Origin of the sequence: Flavobacterium sp. GT3P67, from assembly GCF_004349155.1 — a bacterium.
Lineage (GTDB): Bacteria > Bacteroidota > Bacteroidia > Flavobacteriales > Flavobacteriaceae > Flavobacterium > Flavobacterium ranwuense.
Genome location: NZ_SMLF01000003.1, coordinates 209,239 through 229,786, shown reverse-complemented (window position 1 = coordinate 229,786; position 20,548 = coordinate 209,239). Strand labels below are relative to the sequence as shown.

The window sequence follows — 20,548 nt, the reverse complement described above, 5'->3', positions numbered from 1 at the left end:
TAATAAACTATTGTCACCCTGAGCGCAGTCGAAGGGTTAAACTTTAAACCTAAATTTTTTAATGTCGAGTATAATTCAATTACTTCCTGATCATGTTGCCAATCAAATTGCTGCTGGAGAAGTCGTTCAAAGACCAGCTTCAGTTGTCAAAGAATTGCTTGAAAACGCTGTTGATGCCAGAGCAACGGACATTAAACTAATTATTAAAGATGCGGGAAAAGCTTTGGTGCAAGTTATCGATAATGGTTTAGGAATGAGTGTTACCGATGCGCGTTTGTGTTTTGAACGTCACGCCACTTCCAAAATTCGTCAAGCAGAAGATTTATTTTCGTTACATACTAAAGGGTTTCGTGGGGAAGCATTAGCTTCTATTGCGGCTATAGCCCATGTAGAAATGAAAACCAAACAAGATCAAGAAGAACTTGGCACGCACATCATTATTGAAGGCAGTAAATTTGTTTCGCAAGATGTTGCAGTTTTGCCAAAAGGCACTTCATTTGCAGTCAAAAATTTATTTTTTAATATTCCAGCGCGACGTAATTTCTTAAAATCGGATACGGTGGAATACCGTCATATTATTGATGAGTTTCAACGTGTGGCTTTGGCTCATCCAAAAATACATTTTACGTTTTATCACAACGGTAGTGAAATGTTCAATTTACCGCCATCTACTTTGCGACAACGAATTGTCAATATTTTTTCGGGGAAAACCAATGAAAAATTAGTGCCGGTTCAGGAAGAAACTGAAATAGTGGCCATTCAAGGATTTGTGAGCAAACCAGAATTCGCCAAAAAAAATCGTGGAGAACAGTTTTTCTTTGTCAATGATCGTTTTATAAAAAGCGGTTATTTGCACCATGCGGTTATGGCTGCCTATGACGGAATCCTAAAAGACGGTGCACAGCCTAGTTATTTTTTATATTTATCGGTGCCACCAAACACAATTGATATCAATATTCATCCTACTAAAACGGAGATTAAGTTTGACGATGAACATGCGTTATATGCTATTTTAAGAGCTTCCATAAAACATAGTTTGGGTCAGTTTAATGTAGCGCCAGTTTTGGATTTTGACAGGGATTCTAATTTAGATACGCCGTATCATTACAAAGATTTAGAAGGTGCAACGCCGACGATTCAGGTGGATGGCAACTTCAATCCGTTTTCTGATGATAAGCCCAATAAGCATTTTTCTAATTATAAGAAACCGGAACCAACGGCTAATTGGGAAAGTTTGTACGTAGGTTTAAAACAAGATACGGATGAAATAGGACACATGACTTTCGAAAATGAAGAAGTGACTTCTTCCTTATTTAATGATGAAGAAGTAGAGCATTCTGTTCATAAAACCTATCAAATTCATAAAAAATACATTGTTTCATCGATCAAATCAGGAATGGTAATTGTCGATCAGCAACGCGCACATCAACGTGTTTTGTATGAGCAGTTTTTAGTAAATATGACAGTGAATCAGGCATCAAGCCAGCAGTTATTATTTCCTTTGAACTTGTTTTTTTCGTCAAGCGAAATGAATCTTATCGCTGAGTTGCAACTTTCGTTGATGAATACGGGATTTGTTTTTGAAGAAAATAATAGTGACCATATAGTCATTTCAGGAATTCCGGTAAATGTAACAGAGAGTGAAGTTTCACTGGTTTTGGAACAATTATTAAGTGATTTGCAGGACGGAATTCCAGAAAGCAGTTTCAGTCAGAACGATACGATTGCCAAATCCATGGCCAAAAGTTTAGCGGTGAAAACAGGAACGCACCTTACAGAAAAAGAGCAGGAAAATTTGGTAAACGGGCTTTTTGCCTGTAAAGACCCCAATGTTTCCCCCTTTCATAAACCCACTTTCATCACGATGCGTGTGGAAGATTTAGATAAAAAATTTGCATTATGAGAAACGTAACTGAGACAGTAAAACAATTAATAATTATAAATGTATTGTTTTTTGTTGGTACTCTGGTAATAGGTGATGCTGCCTATAAAATATTGGCTTTGTATTTTCCGGAAAATCCTGATTTTCAATTGTGGCAACCGTTGACGCACATGTTTATGCATGGAGGCTTTATGCATATTTTTTTCAATATGTTTGCGTTGTATTCTTTTGGATCTGCTTTAGAGCAAATGTGGGGAAGCAAGAAATTCTTATTTTTCTATATTTCCTGTGGATTAGGAGCTGCGTTGTTGCACACCGGAGTCAATTATTACTATTTTCAAGAGAGTTTGAATACGTTAATCGCTAACGGATTTCCCAAACAAGAAATTTTACAACTTTTAAATGAGGGTAAAATCGATACAAGATGGCAACAATTTATATCCGTTTCTGATTTTCAAAATTTTACAAGTGCTTATATTGGTACTGCAGTGGGTGCATCCGGAGCTATTTATGGAACGATAGTGGCATTTGCTTTTATGTTTCCTAATGCTGAATTGGCTTTGATGTTTATTCCTGTGCCAATAAAAGCAAAATATTTTGTTCCAGGTTTAGTATTGGTCGATTTGTATTTAGGTATTTCTGGAAAATCTATTTTTGGAGGCGGCGGAATTGCCCATTTTGCACACGTTGGTGGCGCTTTATTTGGTTTTATTATTATGTGGTATTGGAAAAAAAATCAGTTTAATAAAAACCGTTGGAATTAAAATTGTAATACCCTTTAAATTAGTGCAACCTAAATATCAGATCTTAAATCCCAATTGAATTATGAATATTATTGACGACCTGAAATTACAATACAAAATGGGAGGAATAGTGACTAAGCTGATCTTTTGGAATGCAGCTTTGTTTGTTCTTCCGTGGTTGTTTTTTGCTCTTTTATCCTTGTTGGGTGTCAATATTGATTATATTCATTATGTGAGTTTATCATCTAATCCGGCACATTTGCTTTGGAAACCTTGGTCGTTGCTTTCGTATGCTTTTTTTCACAGTGGAATCATGCATATTATTTTTAACATGATTGTTTTGAACTTTTCGGGCAACTTATTTATGACGTATTTTACGTCTAAACAATTGCTGGGATTGTATGTGTTAGGTTCCGTTTTTGCTGGAATTAGTTATATTCTTGTATTCTATGTTTTAAATATTAGCGCTCCAATTGTAGGTGCCTCTGCCGCTATTATGGCTATTTTAGTCGCAACTACTACGTATTATCCTTTGATGGATCTTCGATTATTGATTATTGGAAATGTCAAGTTATGGCATATAACCGCCGTAATTATTATTATTGATTTGATGCAACTGCGCTCAGAAAATATGGGTGGACATATTTCTCATCTTTCCGGAGCATTTTTTGGTTTTATTTTTATTAAATTGCTCCAAAATGGAACGGATTTAAGTACTGTTGTTTCTCGTGTTTTAGATTTTTTTGCAAATTTATTCAAAAAAAATACGGCGACACCATTCAAGAAAGTGCATAAAAACTACAGTAAGCCTCTGGAAAAAAGCGTTTCAAAAATAGTAGCGAAAGATAAATCGCAGCAACAGATAGATGAAATTTTAGATAAAATTAGTCAGTCAGGTTACGATAGTTTGACAAAAGAAGAGAAAGAATTCTTGTTCAAAGTAGGGAAATAAGTAGCAATGAGATTTTAGCTATTGTCTTAATAAAAAATGTAGAAAATGAAAAATCTTTCATGGTTTAATAAAGGAATGTTTTTTTTGAATATAGTCCTTACTATTGTGACTTTTATTGCCTATGTTTTGCCCTTTTTGGCGCCAAAATCATTTCCTCTTTTGTCTGTTTTGACACTTTTTATGCCACTCTTTTTTATCTTGAATGGCTTGTTTTTTGTGTATTGGGCCTTGCAATTCAAAAAACAATTGATAGTTTCAGGTTTGGTTTTGTTGATAGGAATTACTTTTATAAATAAATTTTATAAATTTTCTTCTCCTGAATTTTCTAAAGAAGAAAAGGATTTTACCGTAATGAGTTATAATGTTCGTCTGTTTAATGTTTTTAAATGGATTGACAGAGACGATGTTCCTTCTGATATTCTCACCTTTATAAATGATAAAAACCCTGATATATTGTGTGTTCAGGAATACTCTTCGTCTGCTGACATTGATTTGAAAGTGTATCCGCACCGATATATTTTTACTGATGGAAACCAAATTAAAACGGGGCAGGCTATTTTTTCTAAATTCCCGATTATTGACCAAGGAAATATTATTTTTCCAAATTCCAGTAATAACGTTGTTTTTGCGGATATAAAAAAAGGGAAAGATATTATCAGAGTGTATAATATGCACATACAGTCCATTAAAATTTCTCCTGATGTTAATGAAATTGATGAAAATATCGATGCTATTAATCAGCAAAAATCACAAATGCTATTTATTAGGATAAGTAAAGCGTTCAAGCAACAGCAACAGCAAGCGGAGATTTTCAAGGAGCATAAAATGAAATGTACGTATCCAATTATCATTTGCGGAGACATGAACAATAGTGCGTTTTCGTATGTGTACCGAAGTATCAAAGGAAAGTTGAAAGACAGCTTTGAAGAAGCAGGGAAAGGTTTTGGAGAGACGTATAAATTCAGGTATTATCCCGCCAGGATTGATTATATTTTTGCTGACGAAAAAATGAAAGTAAAGAAGTTTGAAAATTTCCCGAAATTTATAAACTCAGATCATTTTCCTATTATGGCAAGACTGTCTTTTGAATAAAAATCTAATTAAGAATTTTATTTTAAAATCAGTTCTTGTTTTTTTAGATAATCCATCGCATATTTCCCTTCATTAAACAGCAAATCCAGAACGCTAAGATTGTTGATAAAACCATGTTTATCATCAAAAACCTGTGTGTAACTCTCGAATAGAAAAAGATCTTTTTTCCCGTTTACCAAAGCCCTGAAATCTGTGATTGTTGTTGTATCAACATCATGAAAGTATTCAGTTGTTGTTGTGTAATCTAATTTTAGACGGAAACATTTTGATAGAATGCCTAAAACCTCAAAATTTAAATCCAATAAAAAAGTATATTTTTTTTCGAAAATTGGTCTGATATCATCTTCGAAAAATTCAAAAAAAGGAGAACTTCGGTATCCTGCTTCTAATGATTTGAAGTGTTGTTTTTGCCAGTCAAAATCAGTTTCAATTTTGATGTCTTTTGTTTTTTGATGATTTTCTTTCGAATGTTTTACCGGGATATTCAATAACTGAATTCCGTTTGGACTATAAATATAAGCGCGGTTGCGGTTGGTTTGTTTCTGAAAATTATCTTCTATTTCAAAAGTGATATTTTCCGATTGTACCATGGCCGCAAAATGGCTAATTGATGGAAAATAGGTAGGATGGATGAGGATGTCCATGTGGTTATTCGTTAATTTGGTTATTTGGTTTTTTCCGTTGATTTGTCTATTTGGTAATTTCGAAGTCCATTTAGTTTGTTTGTAACACTTTCGATATTTTGTCTTAACCTTAAATAGTCATCTTCGATTATAATATTTAACTCAAAAGATAATATCAATTGATTTAAAACTTCAATAGCTGAACTAAATGCCATTGTTGTAAAATGTGCCTTGTCTTTATATGAACTCCTTGCAGAACCTTCGGCAATATTTGAGCAGATAGAAACGGATGCTCTTCTTAATTGTGAAATTAATCCAAACTTCTCTGAATCTGGAAATGTAGAAGTTAAGAAATAAATGGATTTAGTGAATTCTTTAGCTTCATTCCAAACCTCTAATTTCTCAAATGAATAAGTATGCATTTTATTTGTTGATTTGTTAAGTAAATTGCTAAGTTATTTGAAACGTAAATTTCATATTTATTTTTTATCTAATGACTAGATATGTTTCTGTCTTTACGATCAAATAAACAAACTAACGAATAACCAAATTAACTTTTCCCCTCTTTTCTTTTTTTCCAAAAATAATCTCCAATAAAAAATGCTGCTAAAGCGATTAGGAAATATTTAAAATAAGATTGAGGTTGGCCTTCACCGCTAACAGTTGTAAAAACTCTGTCCCAACGTATTTTATTCAAACCTTTACCGTTCGTATCCCAGCTTAACCAGATAAAAATAGGTTTCCCTACAATGTGATTTTCAGGAACAAATCCCCAAAAACGACTGTCTTCAGAGTTATGACGGTTGTCACCCATCATCCAGTAATAATTTTGTTGGAAAGTATAATCTTTAACTACTTTTCCGTTTAGTCTTATTTCGTTTCCTGTTACTTTAAGGTCGTTTTTATCTCCATTTTCATTTGTTTCATAATCAGTAATTATGGTTTTGTAAAATGGTAATGATTCTGTTGTTAAAGCGACAGTTTTTCCTTTTTCAGGGACATAGATGGGACCATAGTTATCACTGTTCCATTTATTGATGTGAGGAAAAACACCTTTCCCATGATTAGATTCATCAACAACTCTGGATATTTGTCTTGTAACAGCTGTTATACCGGGTACATTTTTCAATCTTTCCGCCCCTGGTGTTGTCAATGCACTAAAGAATAATGTATCTCTTCGAGTTTCATCAGTAACCATCACAGGGTCAGTTACGTCCATCTCTTTAAGTAAATATTCAAAATCGATTGGCGTTTTTCCGTCTAATGCTACTTTGTATGAGAATTGTGGTTTTGCTCTTTCGGGCATTTCCAATAGTTTGCCATCAATATAAATCATACCGTCTTTTATAGACAAGTTGTCTCCAGGAATTCCAACACATCTTTTTACATAATTGGATTTTTTGTCTACCGGTTTGAAAGCGCGTCTTTTTGAAGTGTCAAAAAATCTATAAACAGTATCAACCGGCCAGTTAAATACAACGATGTCTGTTCTATTAATATTTTGTATTCCTGGTAATCTTAAATAAGGCAATTGTGGCCAAGTTAAGTATGATTTTTTTTGAACTAAAGGTATCGAATCGTGAACCATTGGCAATGCCACAGTTGTCATTGGAATTCGGGCACCATAATTCATTTTGCTTACAAATAAAAAATCACCTACCAATAAGGATTTTTCTAATGAAGAGGTAGGAATTGTGTACGGTTGAATTAAATAGGTATGAACCAAAGTAGCTACGATAACTGCAAAAAGTAAAGAGCTAACCGTATCAGCGGTTTTGTTTTCGGGACTTAAACTTCTATCAGCTATGTAATTTAATTTTTGAGTATAATTGACATAATAGATGTAAAATCCAAGAGTTATAAGCCCTAAAAAAGTATCTAATCCAGATCGTTTTCCAAAACTTCTCAATGTTTCTATCCAGATTACAGGAAACATAATCAAATTAATAATTGGAATAAAAAGTAAAATGGTCCACCAAGTTGGGCGGCCTATTATTTTCATCAAAACAATAGCATTATATACTGGAATAGCTGCTTCCCAGCGTTTCCTTCCTGCACTTTCGTATAATTTCCATGTTCCTAAAAAGTGTACCATTTGTACAAGCAGAAAAAATATAAACCATTGATATGCTGACATAATATGTTTGTTTGGTTAATCGGTTATTTGTTTATTCAAAAATTAGAAAGTTTTATAATTTCTAAAAATCTATTTATCTAATTCTAATACATCCTTCATTGTGAAAATCCCTTTTTTTCCCACAATCCATTCTGCTGCAATTACAGCACCTAAAGCAAAACCTTCACGATTGTGTGCTGTATGTTTTATTTCGATAGCATCAACAACAGAATTATAGGTTACGGTATGTGTTCCCGGAACAGTTCCTATTCTTTTTGCTTCGATATGAATTTGGCTAGCTTCTGGTTTTTCTAATGTCCAATTGGTGTAAGAACTATTTTCAATTACTCCTTTGGCTAATGAAATTGCAGTGCCACTTGGTGCGTCTAGTTTCTGGGTATGATGGATTTCTTCCATGTCAACCGAGTAATTGTCAAATTTTGACATGATTTTTGACAAATATTCATTGAGTTCAAAGAAAATATTTACACCTAAACTAAAGTTAGAACTAGAGATAAAACCACCGTTCTTTGCAGCACAAAGTGCAACCATTTCATCATAATGCTCTAGCCAGCCTGTTGTTCCTGAAATCACAGGGATATTAGCATGGAAACAACTGGAAATATTAGGGACTGCAGCTGTTGGAACACTGAAATCTATAGCCACATCAGCACTTGAAAGACCGTCAAAAGTATTGTTTTCATCTTTTTTCAAAACGATTTCATGACCTCTTTCCAGTGCAATTCTTTCAATTACCTGACCCATTTTTCCATATCCTAAAAGCGCAATTTTCATTTGTTTATTTTTTAAATTTTGAATAATTTACGATTCCTGCAAACAAGAGCCCTATTAAAATTCCAGCGATAAATCCAGAAAAGAAATTATTCATTCGAATAGCCTCAAGCTCTTTAATTTCTGAATAATTTATTAAAGTGATTAATAACAAAACTGTAGTTATAATAAAAAAATATTTCTTCCCTATTTTATTAATTAATGACATAATGAGCTGTTATTTTTCTTTATGTAAGCTTTTGGTTTCTAAAAATTATAATTAAATGTTAGTCCTACATTAGTCTTTAATGTTACATCATTCGGATAAAGAACTGGTCTTATTGATAAGTTCTCATCTACATTGAATTGTATTAAAGCGGCATCCACATTAGCATCAATAATATTTAAAGCATAAAAAGCCACAACAAATAATGCAGATAAGTCACGATTTCTCTGATAAAATTTTTGTCCGGCAATCAATCGGTTATTATCTAAGAAAGCCAAATCATCGGTTACATATCCTTCCAATCGGCTTTTATAAGCGTCTCTGTATTGATGGTATTTTTTATTGCTATCGATATAAAAATAGAGACTGGTTCCGATAGCTCCATAAACCAGTGGTATTTTCCAGTATTTTTTGTTGTAAGCTTGCCCCAACCCTGGTAAAACGGCTGAATAAAAAGCTGCTTTTGCAGGAGTTAACGGGTCAATGTCATTCGATTTCAAAGTATCTTTTGCTACAAGCACAGCATTAGTTTCCGTTTGGGCAAAAACAGTAGTGTTTCCTATAATAAAAAGGAATAGACCTATGAAAATGATTTTATGCACTACTCGTTTATTAGTTTAATAATTCTATTGAAGTCTTCTTCAGAATGAAATGGAATAGTGATTTTTCCTTTGCCGTTTCCAGCTACTTTTACATCGACTTTGGTTCCGAAATAATTTGTAAAAGTACTTTTGTGAGCATCTGCAATTTCAAATGAAGCTGCTTTTGGTTTGCCGGCAGGTTTAGGTTTTAAGCTTTCCTGATAGTTTTTTACCAAAGCTTCCGTATCTCGAACGGATAGATTTTGACTCACAATTTTTTGATAAATATCAGTTTGAATATCTTGATCTTCAATGTTGATTATCGCACGACCGTGCCCCATACTAATGAAACCATCACGAATTCCGGTTTGGATTATCGGGTCTAATTTTAGAAGTCTCAAATAATTAGCGATTGTAGAACGTTTTTTTCCTACACGCTCACTCATTTGTTCCTGAGTCAATTGAATTTCATCAATCAAACGTTGGTACGAAAGTGCAATTTCAATTGGATCTAAATCATGACGTTGGATGTTTTCCACCAAAGCCATAACCAATGATTCGTTGTCATTTGCAATACGAATGTATGCAGGGACAGTTTTTAACCCCACAAGAGTCGACGCTCGAAGACGGCGCTCACCCGAAATTAATTGGTATTTATTGAAGTCTAATTTACGTACGGTAATCGGCTGAATAACACCTAATTCTTTGATAGAAGTTGCTAGTTCTCTCAGAGATTCCTCATTGAAATTACTTCTGGGCTGAAACGGATTTATTTCGATCGCATCAATTTCAAGCTCAATAATATTCCCTACAACTTTATCGGCATTTTTATCGTTTACGGATTTTATATCGTTTTCCGGATCTTTCAATAATGCAGATAATCCTCTTCCTAATGCTTGTTTTTTTACTGCTTTTGCCATAAAACTATTTACTGTTTTTCTTTATAACTTCTTGAGCAAGATGTAAGTAGTTAGTAGCTCCTTTGCTTGTGGCATCGTAGTTTATTATACTTTCTCCAAAACTTGGCGCTTCGCTCAGTTTTACATTTCTTTGAATAATGGTATCAAAAACCATGTCGTTAAAATGTTTTTGAACCTCTTCAACTACTTGGTTTGATAAACGCAATCTCGAGTCAAACATGGTCAATAATAACCCTTCGATATCTAAATCCGGATTGTGAATTTTTTGGATGCTTTTTATTGTATTCAATAATTTGCCCAAACCTTCTAATGCAAAATACTCACATTGAATAGGAATAATTACAGAATCTGCAGCAGTCAAAGCATTCAAGGTAAGTAATCCAAGAGAGGGTGCGCAATCTATAATGATATAATCGTAGTCATCTTTGACACTTTCCAATGCTTTTTTAAGCATATACTCCCTGTTTTCTTTATCGACTAATTCGATTTCAATAGCAACGAGATCAATATGGGATGGAATCACATCTACATTTGGAGCGGAACATTTTATAATGGCCTCTTTGGGCGTATGACTATGTTCCAGAATTTGGTACGTGCCAATTTCGATAGATTCAACATCAATACCCAATCCTGATGAGGCATTTGCCTGGGGGTCAGCATCAATAAGTAACACTTTCTTTTCTAAAACACCCAGTGAAGCAGCCAGATTTACAGACGTTGTAGTCTTTCCAACTCCACCTTTTTGATTAGCAATCGCGATGATTTTGCCCATTTATTTTTCTAAATTTTGAACCGTAAAAATACAATTATTTATGGTTTCTAAAAATCTATTTTGTTAACATTTGTTAAAGGTTGATTAGTCGCTATTTGACAGATTCGAATTTTTAAAACGGATATGATTTTCGGGAGCTATTCCAGCGGTTCGTTTCAATCCCGATGTTTTTTACCACCATATGTGCAAGAGACAAGATTTTAATATTTATTTATCTGAAAAATGAAGAATATCAAATAATCAAATTAATTGGTATAATAAAAGATATCCTGTGGCTGTACCTAGATTGAAATGTCTATGTTTACATTAACAGGTATAAATAGTGTTATGAGCTTATTTTTTAGATTTCTATGCCTCGATTTATTTTCTTTTAATAGGGGGTTTGTTGCTGAACCTTTTATCGGTTTTATTTGAAATTTGAATACTTATTAATCTTCACAATTAGATTTTTATAAAAAAAGCAGTTAGCGCCATTTCAAAAAAACAATGTTTCAAAAACATCTGATAAGGGTAAAAATAGAAATAAAATTATTTCAGAAGTAATTTAATTATTCAAATTAATACATGCTTCTATATTTTAATAAAAAATAAAAACAATAACATGAAAATTGGACTAATAGGATTTGGAAAAACAGGTAAAGCCGTAGCTTCAGTAATTCTTCAAAATAAAGAATTTTGTTTGGAATGGGTGTTAAGGCAAAGTACACTTTTAGAACATAGATCAGTTCCTGAATTCTTAGGGGTACATTCTGATGAGCCTGGATTAATATATTCCAGTTCTAAGATTTCAATGGAAGAACTTTTAGATAAACATCCGGTGGATATTATTATTGATTTTTCTTCAGATCAAGGAATTTATACTTATGGATTAATAGCTGCTGAGCGGGAAATTAAAATTATTTCGGCTATATCTCATTATACAGAAAAGGAAATAGAATTACTGAAAGAATTAGCACTACAAACCACTGTGTTTTGGTCTCCAAATATTACTTTAGGGGTTAATTATTTATTATTTGCAGCTAAATTTTTAAAAAAAATTGCGCCATGGGTAGATGTTGAAATCAATGAAGAGCATTTTAAATTAAAAGAGGGAACCTCAGGTACTGCAATTAAAATTGCGGAAGCATTGGATGTTGAAAAAGAGAATATAAATTCGGTTAGGGCAGGGGGTATTGTTGGGAAACATGAAATAATTTTTGGATTTCCATTTCAAACGGTTCGACTGATTCACGAATCCATTTCAAGGGAAGCATTTGGTAGCGGTGTGATTTTTGTTGCCGAAAATTTAAAAAACAAAAGTAAAGGTTTGTATAATTTTGAAGATATTTTACAACCTTATTTTACGAATTAGGTTGTAAAGGTCCATTCTTAGGACCTTTCGGCTTCATCTTTTCGGGATGCCATGATGATTTTATTATACAAAAAAGTCGAACATTTCTGTTCGACTTTTGTCGGGGTGGCAGGATTCGAACCTGCGGCCTCCTGCTCCCAAAGCAGGCGCGATAACCGAGCTACGCTACACCCCGTAATTCTGGTGCAAAGATAGAATTATTTTTTATTTGACCAAACCAAAAAACAAAATAGGGGAATATTATTTCGGAATAGGTAAAAATGATCTTTTTATCGCCATATTTTTTTATTAAAAAACTACATTTGCAACTTCATAAATGTAATAAAAAACAACATGTCTGATACAATCGAAAAAATTAAATGTCTTATTATAGGTTCTGGTCCAGCTGGTTATACTGCAGCTATTTATGCTGCCAGAGCTAATATGAATCCTGTTTTATACCAAGGAATCCAACCTGGAGGTCAACTGACAACAACCAATGAAGTAGAGAACTTTCCGGGTTATGTTGATGGTGTTACGGGTCCTGAAATGATGGTTCAATTGCAATCTCAATCACAACGTTTTGGTACTGATGTTCGTGATGGTTGGGCAACGAAAGTAGATTTTTCAGGAGATATTCATAAAGTTTGGATCAATGGCACAAAAGAATTGCATTGTGAAACTGTAATTATTTCGACAGGAGCATCGGCTAAATATTTAGGTTTACCATCAGAACAACACTATTTAAAAATGGGTGGAGGAGTTTCTGCATGTGCTGTTTGTGACGGTTTTTTCTATAGAAATCAAGAAGTAGTAATTGTAGGAGCAGGAGATTCAGCTTGTGAAGAAGCACACTATTTGTCCAAATTGTGTAAAAAAGTAACAATGTTAGTGCGCAGCGAAAAATTTAGAGCTTCTAAAATCATGGAAGAACGCGTTCGAAAAACAGAGAACATTACTATATTAATGAATCACGATACTGTTGAAGTATTAGGTGATGAGCAAGTAGTTACTGCTGTGAAGGCTTTAAATAAAACTACAAATGAAGTTTTTGATATTCCTGCAACAGGTTTCTTCGTAGCTATTGGTCACAAACCAAATACAGATATTTTCAAAGATTATATCACATTAGACGAAACAGGATATATTATCAATATTCCGGGAACTTCAAAAACAAATGTTGATGGCGTTTTCGTAGCGGGCGATGCTGCGGATCATGTATATCGTCAAGCGATTACAGCAGCCGGAACGGGCTGTATGGCAGCTCTTGATGCTGAAAGATATTTGGCTTCTAAAGAATAATCAGAATCTGATTTTTAAGAAAAAAAAGTCCCATTTGCCTTTGCAAGTGGGACTTTTTGTTGGTTAGGATATATAGGATCAATCCAGTTTTTACTCCCTCTCCTTTGGAGAGGGTTGGGGAGAGGGTTTCCTATTTCAACTTTTTTATCAATTTAGCTTCATCGGCAAATTTTCTGATTTCAATTTTTGGAGCGCCCACAAGTTGAATTTCTGATTTATTAGCGGCGTCTATAATAACTGTTGTTACCGCATTTACACTACAATTGGAATAACTTTCTGTGGTTACATCAACATTTTTTATAGTTAACTTATTTCCGGTTAAGCTCGAGTTATTATCCAACCGAATGATGGCATTAGTTGCGTCTCCTTCGATAGTTGCATTTGATTTTTGGTACATATCCACTTTCAAATCAGTTGTGGTAACTAAGGCTTTTAGAGATGCATTTTTACTTAATTCGATAGTAGTATTTTCTGATTTTAAATTGAGTTCTGTTTTTGATTTATCATCAGACTGTAATACGAAGTTTTTAGCATTCACATTCAAAAATAGTTTGGATGTATCGTATGTTTTAAGGGTAAGGTCGTTTAATAAAATTTCTTGAATTGCATTTATTGTCGTTTCGTTTTTTGAAGTAATCAGTTTTAAATCATTGGTATACGTTATTCTAACAATCAGTTTCTTATAATTGGTGGCTTGTTTTGAGGTATAAATACGAAGCATATTGTCTATTAAATCCAGCGAAATAATATCGTGTAAATTTTCATCGGCTTCAATTTTTAGTTCGGTTTTTTCACCTCTTTCCAAGTTTACTTCGAGATTGTCTTCAACAGTTAGCGACTCGAAATTCCCAACTTCTCTTTGTTCCACAGTTACTGTTTTTGAGCCTTTTATTTTTTCCTTTTTCTGTGCAAATGTCAATGTAGTTGATAAAAGGAGTAGGAGTATAGCAGTATATTTTTTCATAGTTATTTATATTAGAGTCTACACAAATATAAAAAAATCATCCACTTGTGATGGATGATTTTTTGATTTTTGTAAAATGATTTTATTTATCGATAGATAACTTTTTTCTTAACGAATTTATTTTAAGCCTTTGTAAACAAGAATTCTTGACCATTTACTTTAAATTTAAATTCATTTTTAGTTTCGTTAAAATGAATTTCAATTCCTGCTTGTTCAAAACCAAATTTGTCTTTACCTATTGAGTCTAAAGTAAGCGTCGGTTGACCTGTCGCATTTGCAGTAAGATTGCCATTGTTTTCTGTTAAAATAATTTCTACCGGAATTTGTTTACTTGAAAAACTACCAACATAACTATCTAAAATAACTGCTTTTTCTAACTCACTTTTGTCCGAACTCCACACATTATTTTTTGTGTTTACATCAGGTAAAGCGTGATCTGGATCTATGGTAATGGTTTCAATTTCTTCCGTAGAAGCATTTTTAAATACCCAATTCGTGTTGCGTTGCCAGATTTCTACTGGAAGTTGCACACGGTTAGTTGCGCCACTTTTGGTTTTAATTTCTAATACTACAGGCATAGCCATTTTTTCCAGATTTTCAATGTAAATAAGAGCTCCCAATTTTGGATCATTTTTCAAATACTTAATCTTTGAAATGCCTTGGTCTAAACTCCAATTGTTTACAAACCAAGCTCTCCAAAACCAGTTTAAATCCTCTCCGGAAACATTTTCTATAGTTCTGAAAAAATCATCTGGCGTTGGATGTTTAAAAGCCCAGCGTTCCGTATAAACTCTAAACGCCTTATCAAATCGTTCCTTGCCTAACACTTGTTCACGCAACATAACTAACCCGGAAGATGGTTTTTCATAAGCCAGCAACCCTAGGCTTGATTCTTTCATCCCGTCAGGAGCAGTCATAATAGGTTCTAATTCCGGATTGGTTAATCTTTTAGACATTCTGTGCATGTCTTTTGGTTTCGATTTGTACTCTCCTTTGTTAAAATCTTCAGCACTCAGTGAGTTGATAAAGGTATTTAAGCCTTCGTCCATCCAAGCAAATAAGCGTTCGTTAGAGCCTACAATCATTGGGAACCATCCGTGTCCAAATTCATGGTCCGTAACTCTCCATAACTCACTGTCTTTTGATTGCCAATCACAAAAAACAATCGCCGGATACTCCATTCCACCTTCATTTCCTGCTACATTTGTTGCTGCGGGATAAGGATATTCGAACCATCGTTTTGAATAATTCTCAACCGATGATTTTGTGTATTCAGTGGCGCGGCTCCAAGCATCTTGACCAGAACTCTCAACAGGATAGGCTGAAATGGCTAACGATTTTTTACCGCTTGGCAAATTGATTTTTGCGGCATCAATAATAAATGCTGCCGAAGATGCCCAGGAAACATCACGTGCATTTTTTATTTTAAAATGCCAGTTCAAAGTAGCTTTTCCTGAAGGTCTTGAAGCAGTATTTGTCACTTCTTCTGCAGAACGAATTGCAATTGTTTTGTCGCTTTGGGAAGCTGTTGCCCAACGTTTTTGTTGTTCAGCGGTGTATACTTCAGATGGATTCATTAATTCACCGGAGCTAACTACGATATGATTTGCAGGAGCTGTAATGGTTACATCAAAGTTACCAAATTCCAGATAAAATTCTCCAGCGCCTAAATAAGGTAAGCTATTCCAACCTTTGACATCGTCATAAACACACATTCTTGGATACCATTGCGCCATGGTAAATACTTTGCCGTTTTTGGTTTCTAAAACTCCCATTCTATCTGACCCAAAGTCTGGCGAAATAAATGAAAAGTCAATTTTAAGTTTGATGCTTGCTCCATTTGGATTCAAATCTTGAGGAAGGAAAACTTGCATACGTGTATCGATTATTTCAAATTTAGCTTCTGTTTCGACAGTCTTTCCATTTTTTTCAGAAACTATTTTTATCGATTTTATTTTATGACCACCGTCAAAAACTTGCCCTTTATCTCCGTTGCGACTTCCGGTTATTGGAATAACAGTTTCTCCAAGGGAATTGTTTTTAAATAAATTCTGATCCACGTTCATCCATAAAAAAGAAATCTTATCTGGGCTATTGTTCGTGTAAGTCAAAATTTCAGAACCAATAATCTCATTGTTTTTCTCATTCAAGACAGCAGTCAATTGATAATCGGCTCTGTTTTGCCAGTACTTTGCTCCGGGTTGACCGCTTGCTGAGTGGGAATCTGTACCGTTTTTAGTATAAAAATTTGGGCCAAAAGTATCATGATAATCATACTTTGATATTGCTTTATTGTTTACAGGGGCTACTGTTTTACCTTCTTGCGCCTGAAGAGTTGTAACTCCAAAAAATAAAGCTAAATAGGGTGTAGCCTTAAAGAAATTGTTTTTCATAATTTGATTGATTTTGATTGATGATTTGTTGAAATAATTAATTGTTTATAGGACTGTCATGATTTCAGATAGTTATTTATTGTAATAAATAGATGGTTAATTATTTGATTTTCGATAAATGAAGTTCAAAAAAAACATCCATGATTGGTGGATGTTTTTTTAGACTAAGAAAGATTTGTTATTCTTGATGAATACTTCCTCCGGAATTGGTTTCTTTTCGAATTGATTTTGGAACTTTATTATAGCTTATACTTCCTCCGCTTGAAGCTTCGGCATCCAAACTTACAATAGGGTGAATACTTATGGTGGCCCCACTGGAAGCTTCAGCATTAACTTCATTTGCTAATAAGTTTTTGGAGTCAATTTCGCTTCCACTTGATGCATTTGCTTTCATTTTTAATGCTATTCCATTAATGGTGATACTGCTTCCACTACTGGAATCACAAGTAATATTATCTGATTCTATATTCAGGTCCATAGTTCCGGCGCTAGAAGTATTTAGTGTGATGTTTTCTCCTTTTATAGTATTTACGCTTGTTATTGATGCACTGCTATTGGCTTCTAATTGATCAATAACAGGCATTTTTACGGTTACTTTTTTTGATTTCGTATTGATAAAAGAATTTTTATCGCAAGAAATAACGAGTGTGCCATTTTCAACTTTGGTAAAGATGTGTTTTTGTAAATTATCATCAGCTTCAACTACTATTTCAGTTACGTCTGATTGTTCAATGACAAGATCGATGGCATTACTGACTTCTATGTTTTTGAAATCACCTTGGACAATTCTTTTTTCAGTGGTAACATTCCCACTTCCTTCAATTGAGTGTAAATTTATGGAATGGTTACAGGATGCGAATAGTAAGGCAGTTAAGGCAACCAGAATAAATTTTGTAATTAATGTGATGATTTTTAACATAGCTTTAATTTTTTATGATTATACCGTTTTTACTTATGGATAAGCCTTTTTTGGTTCCAGCTTCATTTACTGTTACCGTTTCACCGTTTACTTTTACTGTAGTTGTAGTAATACTGTCATTTTCTGTTACTTTTCCAGTAATGTTTACTTCAACACTATCTTTATCTGTTTCAACATCATTATACTCGTTTTCTTCAGCAGGACAATTTAAACATTTTATTTGAGAGTTTTCTACTTTGTAAATGTAATTGTCTGAACTGTAGTGTAAGTTGAAGAAAGAATCGTCAGATCTGTCAAAATTTTGTACTGAAGAATCTGGTTTTAATAAAATTCCTTCCGGTAAGTATAAAAATATTTCCACTTCCTGATCACGAAATTTATTAGCTACTTCGGTCAATAAATAATTATCTAGAATCAGCTGGTTTCCTACAATTTTGATGGCGTATTTTATTTTTTCAGCTCTTCGTTTTGCATCTTGAAATGATTTACCTCTAGCTATTTTTTCAATTTGAATGAAAGGTAATTTTTCATCGGTACGTAAAATTTCTAAACTTACATTATTGGAATAAATCAATTGGGTGTTAGCTGAATCCTGAACAAACTTGAAGCTTTCTCTCTCATCGATGTCTTTAGTGTAATACTCATTGTATCTGAATTTTACAAACAAAGTGTCATTTGGCATTACATTAATCGTTTCTTTCTGAACTGTTTTTCCCTCGTAAGCCACTTCTGATGCTTGTTTTATTCCTATCGAAATTAGTATCGCTATAGCAATTATCCAAAGTGCCAATAATGTGTATTTAGCAATGTTTCCAATTGATTTCATGGTTGGAGACAATAATTTGAAACCTAAAAGTGTCAAGAAAAAGAACGGAATTCCAACAGCAAAGAACATTAACAATCCAAAAGACCATATTGGATAATCCGTGAAATTTCCTGCTTCAATGAAACTTTGCCATGGTACATTAATAAAATCAGATGAACCTAAAGTGAAAACAGCAATTAGTAAAGAAACTAATGTTGCAATTCCAGTGATGATTAGAATCACCCCCAAAAACTTAGCGAAAATTTTGAAAACTGTCATGATAAAATCTCCCAGACCGCTTCCTATTTTCCCAGCACCAGTTTTTATTTGATTGCCATATTTGTCGTAATCCACATTTTTTAATCTCCCAGAAACGCTTTCAAATTCTTCACGTACTTTTTTTTCGATATTCGAAATATTTACTGGTTCTCCAGTCATTTCCAGTTTTTCAGATGTGGTAACCGCTTCAGGTGTAACAATCCAAAGAATAATATACACCAAAATTCCAGTTCCAAATCCAGCAAAAACTAATAGTATAAGAGCGATTCGGATCCATACGGCATCAATTCCAAAATAATGACCTAATCCTGAAGAAACACCACCAACCATGCCTTTTTCTTTATCACGGTATAATTTTTTTGTTCTTCTGTTAGAGTGGTCGCTAAAAGTTAGAGAACCTTTCAACTCATCTTCAATAATGTAATCTTCCGGTTGTCCCATTACGGCAATAACCTCATCTACATCTTTTAAACCCACAACATGTTTGTCGCTTATTTGTTTCTCATTTAATAATTCTGAAACACGTATTTCAATATCTTTTATAATTTCATCATGTCCTGATGAATTAGATAAAGAACGTTTTATGGCATCAAAATATCGAGTTAATTTTTGGTATGCATCTTCATCTATATGAAAGAACATTCCGCCTAGATTTATATTTACAGTTTTGTTCATGACTATTGTTTTTGGTTGGTTATAAGGTTTACGGCATCGGATAATTCAGTCCAAGTGCCACTAAGTTCTTTTAAAAATGTTTGTCCTATTTCGGTTAGACCATAATATTTTCTTGGTGGTCCTGATGTGGATTCTTCCCAACGATAGTTGAGCAATCCATCATTTTTCAATCGGGTTAGCAGCGGGTAAATAGTTCCCTCCACGACTAATAATTTTGCGTTTTTTAATGTGTCCAATATTTCCGATGTGTATGCATCTTTTTCTTTTAATACGGATAAGATGCAAAACTCGAGAACACCTTTACGCATCTGGGCTTTTGTGTTTTCAATATTCATAATTTCTTTTTTTTGATTTTGTGTTGATTAAACGGTTCATTTTCTGATTGATGATTGATTTTTTTTTTGGAGCTAATTCCTGCTTTCCATTTCAATCTTTTTTATTTTTAAAGGAAAAATAAAAAAGGATTTCCATTTCAATCAGGGCTATTTGGTTCGTTTTATTTATTACGTCTATTCTCTTTTAATCCATTTTATTTTCCTACTTAATAAACGGAATCGTTATTGGATATTTGTATTTTTCACCATTTGATGTTTTGATTGAAGCATAAATGATTAAAAAGAATTCAGCCACTTTTAAAAGGCCAAAAATTAAAACAGCAACTAAGCCTACTGTTAACATTCCAATGTTTCCTTCAAAGTTAAAATTTCTAAAAACAAAATCGTGATCATTTACTACAGCTTCTAAAGGAACATTTCTAAACAGTGTAATTAAAAATGTTGGAACTGCAATTAGTATCAGCACTAAAGAATACAATAATAAACTTAACTGAAAATTAAGTACTTGTTTTCCGTGGTGATCCACAAATTCTGAACTTTCCTTTTTCGAGGTCCAAAGTATTATTGGAAAAATATAATTTCCAAAAGGAATAAAATATTGAGTTAATGCACTCAAATGAGTAAAAGTTGCGGTGTTTTTTTCGGTAGTTGTTTCCATGATTAAAAGTATATAGTAATTTCTTATGCAAATATATATCTAAAAGACAGTATCTTGTTTCGCATAGTACCAAATATTAACATAAAATTAACAAATTAATTTAATATGTATGCATACTATTTTTTTGTATTTTAGCAAAAAACCTAGCAATAATGAACCCGCCATGATTCAAAATTCCAAAAATAATGAAGAATGGCGATACCATATTCC

At 33.4% G+C, this 20,548-nt stretch carries 20 protein-coding genes and 1 tRNA gene; 6 read left to right on the top strand and 15 right to left on the bottom strand.

The genetic code is table 11. The annotated features are described in order from the left end of the window. Window positions 1-61: 61 nt before the first annotated feature. The 4 genes from mutL to E0H99_RS07385 all read left to right on the top strand — a co-directional run bounded on the left by mutL (window position 62) and on the right by E0H99_RS07385 (window position 4,669). The gene (gene mutL, locus E0H99_RS07400) at window positions 62-1,903 is read left to right on the top strand and encodes a DNA mismatch repair endonuclease MutL (protein WP_131993188.1); all 1,842 of its coding nucleotides are present in this window, start codon (window positions 62-64) and stop codon (window positions 1,901-1,903) included. Continuing rightward, window positions 1,900-2,646: a rhomboid family intramembrane serine protease gene (locus E0H99_RS07395; RefSeq protein WP_131993185.1), complete on the top strand. Its 747-nt coding sequence runs from the start codon at window positions 1,900-1,902 to the stop codon at window positions 2,644-2,646. The genes mutL and E0H99_RS07395 overlap by 4 nt, the downstream gene beginning before the upstream one ends. A 61-nt stretch (window positions 2,647-2,707) precedes the next feature. Beyond that, window positions 2,708-3,577, top strand: coding sequence for a rhomboid family intramembrane serine protease (locus E0H99_RS07390; protein WP_131993182.1), 870 nt, complete (start codon window positions 2,708-2,710; stop codon window positions 3,575-3,577). A gap of 45 nt (window positions 3,578-3,622) precedes the next feature. After that, the gene (locus E0H99_RS07385; protein WP_131993179.1) at window positions 3,623-4,669 is read left to right on the top strand and encodes an endonuclease/exonuclease/phosphatase family protein; all 1,047 of its coding nucleotides are present in this window, start codon (window positions 3,623-3,625) and stop codon (window positions 4,667-4,669) included. A gap of 17 nt (window positions 4,670-4,686) precedes the next feature. Here E0H99_RS07385 and E0H99_RS07380 read toward each other — a convergent pair whose 3' ends face one another. The 8 genes from E0H99_RS07380 to E0H99_RS07345 form a co-directional block, all read right to left on the bottom strand. After that, entirely contained in the window at window positions 4,687-5,313 is a 627-nt protein-coding gene (locus tag E0H99_RS07380) for a WbqC family protein (RefSeq protein WP_131993176.1), read from the bottom strand. 20 nt (window positions 5,314-5,333) lie between these two features. Continuing rightward, the gene (locus E0H99_RS07375) at window positions 5,334-5,714 is read right to left on the bottom strand and encodes a four helix bundle protein (protein WP_131993173.1); all 381 of its coding nucleotides are present in this window, start codon (window positions 5,712-5,714) and stop codon (window positions 5,334-5,336) included. Window positions 5,715-5,842: 128 nt separating this feature from the next. Further along, window positions 5,843-7,429: a signal peptidase I gene (gene lepB / locus E0H99_RS07370; protein ID WP_131993170.1), complete on the bottom strand. Its 1,587-nt coding sequence runs from the start codon at window positions 7,427-7,429 to the stop codon at window positions 5,843-5,845. Between the two features lie 69 nt (window positions 7,430-7,498). Next, window positions 7,499-8,203, bottom strand: coding sequence for a 4-hydroxy-tetrahydrodipicolinate reductase (gene dapB, locus E0H99_RS07365; protein WP_131993167.1), 705 nt, complete (start codon window positions 8,201-8,203; stop codon window positions 7,499-7,501). A gap of 4 nt (window positions 8,204-8,207) precedes the next feature. Next, window positions 8,208-8,408, bottom strand: coding sequence for a hypothetical protein (locus tag E0H99_RS07360; RefSeq protein WP_131993164.1), 201 nt, complete (start codon window positions 8,406-8,408; stop codon window positions 8,208-8,210). 38 nt (window positions 8,409-8,446) lie between these two features. Then, on the bottom strand, window positions 8,447-9,007 hold the full coding sequence (locus E0H99_RS07355; RefSeq protein WP_131993161.1) for a DUF5683 domain-containing protein: 561 nt from the start codon (window positions 9,005-9,007) through the stop codon (window positions 8,447-8,449). Further along, on the bottom strand, window positions 9,007-9,906 hold the full coding sequence (locus tag E0H99_RS07350) for a ParB/RepB/Spo0J family partition protein (RefSeq protein WP_131993158.1): 900 nt from the start codon (window positions 9,904-9,906) through the stop codon (window positions 9,007-9,009). Before E0H99_RS07350 ends, E0H99_RS07355 begins: the two co-directional genes overlap by 1 nt. A gap of 4 nt (window positions 9,907-9,910) precedes the next feature. Then, window positions 9,911-10,678, bottom strand: a complete 768-nt coding sequence (locus E0H99_RS07345) for a ParA family protein (RefSeq protein WP_131993155.1) — start codon at window positions 10,676-10,678, stop codon at window positions 9,911-9,913. 601 nt (window positions 10,679-11,279) lie between these two features. Between E0H99_RS07345 and E0H99_RS07340 the strand changes: the two genes are divergently transcribed. Beyond that, a complete protein-coding gene (locus E0H99_RS07340) occupies window positions 11,280-12,029 on the top strand; it encodes a 4-hydroxy-tetrahydrodipicolinate reductase (protein ID WP_131993152.1) in 750 nt (249 codons plus the stop codon). A gap of 100 nt (window positions 12,030-12,129) precedes the next feature. Here the strand turns inward: E0H99_RS07340 and E0H99_RS07335 are convergent. Then, a tRNA-Pro gene (locus tag E0H99_RS07335) sits at window positions 12,130-12,204 on the bottom strand. Between the two features lie 158 nt (window positions 12,205-12,362). Here E0H99_RS07335 and trxB point away from each other — a divergent pair. Next, window positions 12,363-13,310 carry a thioredoxin-disulfide reductase gene (gene trxB / locus E0H99_RS07330; RefSeq protein WP_131993149.1) on the top strand — a complete coding sequence of 316 codons (948 nt, stop codon included), beginning with the start codon at window positions 12,363-12,365 and terminating at the stop codon, window positions 13,308-13,310. A 130-nt stretch (window positions 13,311-13,440) separates the two neighbouring features. Here trxB and E0H99_RS07325 read toward each other — a convergent pair whose 3' ends face one another. The 6 genes from E0H99_RS07325 to E0H99_RS07300 all read right to left on the bottom strand — a co-directional run bounded on the left by E0H99_RS07325 (window position 13,441) and on the right by E0H99_RS07300 (window position 20,338). After that, the gene (locus E0H99_RS07325; RefSeq protein WP_131993146.1) at window positions 13,441-14,274 is read right to left on the bottom strand and encodes a GIN domain-containing protein; all 834 of its coding nucleotides are present in this window, start codon (window positions 14,272-14,274) and stop codon (window positions 13,441-13,443) included. 122 nt (window positions 14,275-14,396) lie between these two features. Further along, on the bottom strand, window positions 14,397-16,667 hold the full coding sequence (locus tag E0H99_RS07320) for a M1 family metallopeptidase (protein WP_131993143.1): 2,271 nt from the start codon (window positions 16,665-16,667) through the stop codon (window positions 14,397-14,399). 178 nt (window positions 16,668-16,845) lie between these two features. Then, window positions 16,846-17,586 carry a head GIN domain-containing protein gene (locus E0H99_RS07315; RefSeq protein ID WP_131993140.1) on the bottom strand — a complete coding sequence of 247 codons (741 nt, stop codon included), beginning with the start codon at window positions 17,584-17,586 and terminating at the stop codon, window positions 16,846-16,848. A 4-nt stretch (window positions 17,587-17,590) separates the two neighbouring features. Then, window positions 17,591-19,345: a PspC domain-containing protein gene (locus E0H99_RS07310; RefSeq protein WP_131993137.1), complete on the bottom strand. Its 1,755-nt coding sequence runs from the start codon at window positions 19,343-19,345 to the stop codon at window positions 17,591-17,593. Window positions 19,346-19,347: 2 nt separating this feature from the next. Beyond that, entirely contained in the window at window positions 19,348-19,680 is a 333-nt protein-coding gene (locus tag E0H99_RS07305) for a PadR family transcriptional regulator (protein WP_099713267.1), read from the bottom strand. A 202-nt stretch (window positions 19,681-19,882) separates the two neighbouring features. Then, window positions 19,883-20,338 carry a DUF4870 domain-containing protein gene (locus E0H99_RS07300; protein ID WP_131993132.1) on the bottom strand — a complete coding sequence of 152 codons (456 nt, stop codon included), beginning with the start codon at window positions 20,336-20,338 and terminating at the stop codon, window positions 19,883-19,885. Window positions 20,339-20,548 lie beyond the last annotated feature (210 nt).

Bases quoted from the DNA above. Each gene is read 5' to 3' on its own strand.
- E0H99_RS07315 (WP_131993140.1), bottom strand. From the start codon at position 17,586: ATGTTAAAAATCATCACATTAATTACAAAATTTATTCTGGTTGCCTTA.
- E0H99_RS07360 (WP_131993164.1), bottom strand. From the start codon at position 8,408: ATGTCATTAATTAATAAAATAGGGAAGAAATATTTTTTTATTATAACT.
- E0H99_RS07345 (WP_131993155.1), bottom strand. From the start codon at position 10,678: ATGGGCAAAATCATCGCGATTGCTAATCAAAAAGGTGGAGTTGGAAAG.
- E0H99_RS07350 (WP_131993158.1), bottom strand. From the start codon at position 9,906: ATGGCAAAAGCAGTAAAAAAACAAGCATTAGGAAGAGGATTATCTGCA.
- mutL (WP_131993188.1), top strand. From the start codon at position 62: ATGTCGAGTATAATTCAATTACTTCCTGATCATGTTGCCAATCAAATT.
- E0H99_RS07320 (WP_131993143.1), bottom strand. From the start codon at position 16,667: ATGAAAAACAATTTCTTTAAGGCTACACCCTATTTAGCTTTATTTTTT.
- E0H99_RS07340 (WP_131993152.1), top strand. From the start codon at position 11,280: ATGAAAATTGGACTAATAGGATTTGGAAAAACAGGTAAAGCCGTAGCT.
- E0H99_RS07325 (WP_131993146.1), bottom strand. From the start codon at position 14,274: ATGAAAAAATATACTGCTATACTCCTACTCCTTTTATCAACTACATTG.
- E0H99_RS07395 (WP_131993185.1), top strand. From the start codon at position 1,900: ATGAGAAACGTAACTGAGACAGTAAAACAATTAATAATTATAAATGTA.
- E0H99_RS07310 (WP_131993137.1), bottom strand. From the start codon at position 19,345: ATGAACAAAACTGTAAATATAAATCTAGGCGGAATGTTCTTTCATATA.
- E0H99_RS07385 (WP_131993179.1), top strand. From the start codon at position 3,623: ATGAAAAATCTTTCATGGTTTAATAAAGGAATGTTTTTTTTGAATATA.
- dapB (WP_131993167.1), bottom strand. From the start codon at position 8,203: ATGAAAATTGCGCTTTTAGGATATGGAAAAATGGGTCAGGTAATTGAA.
- E0H99_RS07305 (WP_099713267.1), bottom strand. From the start codon at position 19,680: ATGAATATTGAAAACACAAAAGCCCAGATGCGTAAAGGTGTTCTCGAG.
- trxB (WP_131993149.1), top strand. From the start codon at position 12,363: ATGTCTGATACAATCGAAAAAATTAAATGTCTTATTATAGGTTCTGGT.
- E0H99_RS07390 (WP_131993182.1), top strand. From the start codon at position 2,708: ATGAATATTATTGACGACCTGAAATTACAATACAAAATGGGAGGAATA.
- E0H99_RS07380 (WP_131993176.1), bottom strand. From the start codon at position 5,313: ATGGACATCCTCATCCATCCTACCTATTTTCCATCAATTAGCCATTTT.
- lepB (WP_131993170.1), bottom strand. From the start codon at position 7,429: ATGTCAGCATATCAATGGTTTATATTTTTTCTGCTTGTACAAATGGTA.
- E0H99_RS07300 (WP_131993132.1), bottom strand. From the start codon at position 20,338: ATGGAAACAACTACCGAAAAAAACACCGCAACTTTTACTCATTTGAGT.
- E0H99_RS07375 (WP_131993173.1), bottom strand. From the start codon at position 5,714: ATGCATACTTATTCATTTGAGAAATTAGAGGTTTGGAATGAAGCTAAA.